The organism is Chrysiogenia bacterium, from assembly GCA_020434085.1.
GTDB lineage: Bacteria > JAGRBM01 > JAGRBM01 > JAGRBM01 > JAGRBM01 > JAGRBM01.
Genome location: JAGRBM010000010.1, coordinates 1 through 4,493, shown reverse-complemented (window position 1 = coordinate 4,493; position 4,493 = coordinate 1). Strand labels below are relative to the sequence as shown.

At 66.1% G+C, this 4,493-nt stretch carries 4 protein-coding genes; 1 reads left to right on the top strand and 3 read right to left on the bottom strand.

The window, feature by feature from the left end; all coding sequences use genetic code 11:
- Positions 1-182: 182 nt before the first annotated feature.
- The 3 genes from KDH09_00260 to KDH09_00250 all read right to left on the bottom strand — a co-directional run bounded on the left by KDH09_00260 (position 183) and on the right by KDH09_00250 (position 3,836).
- Positions 183-899: an MBL fold metallo-hydrolase gene (locus tag KDH09_00260; protein MCB0218097.1), complete on the bottom strand. Its 717-nt coding sequence runs from the start codon at positions 897-899 to the stop codon at positions 183-185.
- Positions 900-969: 70 nt separating this feature from the next.
- Positions 970-2,352 (bottom strand): HAMP domain-containing histidine kinase, encoded by a 1,383-nt coding sequence (locus KDH09_00255; GenBank protein ID MCB0218096.1) that lies wholly within the window; start codon positions 2,350-2,352, stop codon positions 970-972.
- 134 nt (positions 2,353-2,486) lie between these two features.
- Entirely contained in the window at positions 2,487-3,836 is a 1,350-nt protein-coding gene (locus KDH09_00250; GenBank protein MCB0218095.1) for a hypothetical protein, read from the bottom strand.
- 342 nt (positions 3,837-4,178) lie between these two features.
- Here KDH09_00250 and KDH09_00245 point away from each other — a divergent pair.
- Positions 4,179-4,493, top strand: a 315-nt coding sequence (locus KDH09_00245) for a hypothetical protein (GenBank protein ID MCB0218094.1), incomplete at its 3' end; no start/stop codon positions are given.

Below are 4,493 nucleotides of genomic sequence, written 5' to 3'. Positions count from 1 at the left end.
CTGTCGCACCCGCGCGTTAGTCTGGGAGCTGCAAGGGAGGGCTATCCCCTGGCAAGCAGCGAGGAAGCATTGCGCCGCGAATCGGAAAAAAGGATTCACAGGATGGACATGATCAGGACGGGAGAAATTCTCTTCGCCGGGATCCTGAACATCCTGTGCATCCTGTGAAGAGATCTGCCGGCTCAGGCGCCGAGCTTGCCCGCCAGCGCGCGAAGCAGCGCGCCGCCATCGCCGCGGCAGGCGCTGCCGTGCATGCAGGCGAGCGTCTTCGGCTCGAGCGCGGCGAGCCGATCGAGCACCGGGCCGGTGTTGGCACCGTGGGCGAAGTAATCCATGCCCGCGCGCATCTGCTCGCTGGTCTCCAGGATCCGATCTGCAACGGGTTCGTGCTCGGCCCCGCCCTGGGTGAACAGGTCACCACAGAAAAGGGTGTGCGTCGTCTTCTCGAACAGAAACCCGTTGTCCCACCCGTGCGGCACGTGCGGCGCGTCGATCCACTGGACGACGTGCTTGCCGAGTGAGAGTTCCTCCCCATCGGCCATCGCGCGCGGCGGCCGGTCGGAGATATCGCCCACGCTGGTCATCGCACCGACCTGGCTGCACAGCGGCTCGGCGCTCGGCGCGACGCGCAGGAACTCGTTGAGCGCGCCGCACTCATCGGATTCGTAGTGACAGAAGGAAATGTAGCGCAGCTTCTCGAGCGGCATCACCGAGGCAATCGCCGCACTCACCGGTTCGAACAGGCCGCGCAGCCCCGTGTGGAAGAGCAGCGGCTGCTCGTCGATGAGCAGATACTGGTTGAAGCTGAATCCCCCGGGCACCTGTTCCGGCGGGATCGGCGTGTGGATTCGGTAAAGGTTCTCGCCAATGGCATCGATTCGTGTTTGTGACTCGCTCATAACTCGCTCCCCGCATCAACTGTTTTGAAGTCCAAGAGACTAGTACGGCGCAGTGGGCTTGTCCAAGGAGTCAGTCGGCATGCTTGAGCGGCAGTTCCACCACGAAACGCGCGCCGCCTTCGGGGCGGTTTTCGGCGCGCACCCTTCCGCCGTGGGCCTCGGCGATGGTCTTGACGATGGACAGGCCGAGCCCCGAACCAGGGTTCGTGCTCAGCTCGCCGGCCCGGTAGAAGGGCTCGAAGATTTCCTCGCCGGCGCCCGGGGGAATGCCCGGCCCCTGGTCCTCGACCCGCAGGGCCACGCCGCCGCGGGGAAGCGCATAGAGCGCCACGCCCACGCGGCCGCCCTCGGGCGAATACTTGATCGCGTTGTCGAGCAGGTTCCAGAGAACCTGCATGAGCCGGTCGGGATCGGCCAGGTAGTTGCCTTCCGCGCCGGGCACGACGGTCAGTTCCACCTCCACCCCGCACGACTGCGCGAGCGGTCGGAGCTCGTCACGCACCTGCCGCGTGAGCGCGACCAGGTCCGTGGGTACAAGCGCGCGCGTGAGATGCCCGGACTCGAGCGTGCGGATATCCAGCAGATCGCCGACCAGCCGCACCAGCCGGTCGGTCCCGCGCGCGGCGATGCTGAGAATCTCGGCGTCGTCCTCGCTCTCGCCGCGGTCGTGTTTCATTTGCATCAGCCGCAGCGAGCCGAGAATCGAAGTGAGCGGGGTGCGCAATTCGTGGGAGACCGTCGCGACGAAGCGGTCCTTTGTTTCAGCGTTTCGCAGCAGCGCTGCGTTCGCGTCCGCGAGCTCGCGCTCGCGTTTTTTCCACAGATAGAGAACCAGCCCGATCATCGCGAGCGTCCCCACGGTGTAGCCCACGCTGGTCAAACCCACGATGCGCAACCACCACGGATGAAGCTGCCCATCGGCGAAGGGCGCCGCCCGAACGAGCGGGCCGTAGGGAATGGCCCCTGCGTTCTCGGCAATCGTCGTACCGATCAAAATGATCGCGCCGCTGCCCATGCCCAGGACCGCCGCCCCAACGCCGAGCCACACTGCCGCGGCAAGGGTCGAGCCCAGGAAGGTCACCATCGCCGGCGTGGTGAGCGTTCCAAGAAAGTAGATGAGAACGCCCTGCCCGGAGCCGAAGAGTAGCGCCGTCACCAGAACAAGCGCGCGGCTCTCTTTCACGCCGCGCCAGAGCGCGACCAGACACACGACGATCAATACGAGCCACAGATACCCGGAGTAGAGCTGGCTCTGCACGAACATCGGGATCGCCGCGGGATCGATGAACGGCGCGCGCGAGGGTTCGGCTCCCACCGCGCCCAGCTCGGCCGCATTGAGAAAGGGATAGGGAATGGTAATGAGCGCCACCACCAGGCAGCGAAGCGGGTCGCTCCACTCCAGTGGGTTGCCGACCTTTCCGGCCGGCCACCTGCTGTTTCCGCCCTCTGCCACGAACGCTTGCTCCGGCCCTGTGGGGACTCTACGGGATGTCCCCAGTCTAGCCGCATGGGCCGGCGGAACAATGTGTCTTTATTAGGATGCCACTGCAGCGAGAAGCAGCAATCGCTCTCATCGCACCAGCCGGGCTAACGCGCTTCCCTGCCGCCCTCTTCGGGAATCAGTTCCTGCAGGACCGGTTCGCGCACGGCGCCGGTGGTGGGACGCACCGTGCGGGCGCGCCAGATCAGGCGCGGCAGGCGCATCGGGATTTCGATGGCCCGCACCGAGAGGACGAGTACCAGCAGCGCCGCCGCGCGGAAGGCCGAGGAGACGAGAAAGACCTGCTGGTATTCCAGGTCGAGCTGGGTGAGAAGCCCGCCGCCGATCACTGCGCCCGCAAGCTGGAGCGTGCCCGAGAGCGCATTGGCCAGCGAGAGGAACTCGCCGCGACACTCGCGCCCGGCCGCGCCGAGCAGGAGCTGGAAGCTGGCGAACTCCACGCCGCCCCAGGCCGCGCCGCTGAGGACCTGCGCGGCAAGCAGCGCGCCGTAGCCTGGCGCAAAGGCCCAGGCCACGGGCGTTGCCACCGCGCCCATGCCGGCAAAGAGCAACACCGAGCGAAGCCCCACGCGCTCTGCAATGGGATGGTAGAGCGGGAACACGATCATCTTGGCACCGATGGCGGTTGCCGTGAGCACCGCAAAGGCCCCGAAGTCCAGGCGCAGCACGCGCAACATGTAGGGCGTGAAGAAGGGCACGGAGAGCTGGGCCCCGAACATGAGCGCGCCCATAAAAATCGGAATGCGCCAGCTTCCCGAGCGAACCGCCAGCCGCATGCGCGTGCCCAGTCCGCGCCAGGGAATCGGATGGGTGTCGCCTAGTTGCAGCGCAAAGACGCCAAGACTCAAAAGACGCGAGAGAAAGCCCAGCGAGAGCAGAAGCGCAAAGGCTGCCAGCGTCGTGCCGCGCGCCTCTCCCCCATGGAGCACGACGCCCGCGGCGCTGAAGGAGGCAAGCAACGCGAGCTGCGCCGCGCCCGAGCGCCATGCGAAATAGCGGGCCTGCCGCGTGTCCTCGGTCAGCTCGCCCATCCACGCGCCCCAAGCCGGCGTGATAAGCGAGCCCGATCCCCAGAAGAGAATCTTCGCGACCAGCAGCGGCCACAGGCGCGTGTCACCGGTGTGCGCGATGGCGATGAAGGCAAGGTGGCTGAGCGTCTGCGCGGCGGCGCCCACCAGAACCAGGCGCTTGTAGCTGCCGAGCAGCGAGGCGCAGGGCCCCGAGAGGATCTGGGCAAAGCCGCCCACGAAGAGCGGCAACGTGGTGAGCAATGCGAGCGCGGCATCGCCGTGGCCGAGCTGAACGGCGAAGGCCCCGAGATAGCTCTCGGAAAAGCCCACCATGCAGGCCTGCAACATCCCCTCACCCACCGAAAGCGCGCGGGCGCGCCGCCGGGCAGCGGCGGAGGAAGCTTCAACTGCGGATGTGCCTGTCATGGAAGCCTGCGGGGGTCCTGCTCCCCGCGCGGTACTCTAGGCGGAGGCGGGCGTATTGCAATCAGCTCGCGCCAGAGCGCCAAAGGAAAAGCCCCCCGGCAACGTGCCGGAGGGCCATGGGGTCAAAAGTGGCGAGAAGTCTGGGAGCGGATCAAAACGACGGCGAAACTCTAACCCCGCACACGGGCGTCTAAATGCGCTCTAAAGGCCCGGAAACGGGGCAAGACGGGGCGCAAGAGAAAAAGGTGGGCACAAAATATCCGCCTCGCTACTCCTTGCCACGGGCTGCGCGGGTTTGCATGTTAAGCCCCTCGGGTCAGGGCAGACCGGGGAGACAATACAATGGCGGACGCGGGCGGAAAAAGGCGCAGGGAGCCGGGCAAGCTCTCCTTCGGCGGCGGGGAGTTCTGGAAGCCGGGAGTGGCGGAAGCCCCCCGGCACGAGGCTCGCAGGCTTTTCCTCGAATGCGTCCTTGAAGTGGAGCCGCTGGTGCTCGGCGATCTGAGGGAATATGTCCTCCCCCTGTACCTGAACTGGAACGGAAAGCCGGCCCTTCATAAGGTCATTCTGCCCGAGCGAACGGGACCGACCACCGGCAAAGCACTGGCCCGAAAGCCTTCGTTCCCGGCGTGGTTCGTCTCCTGGATTGGCTGCTAT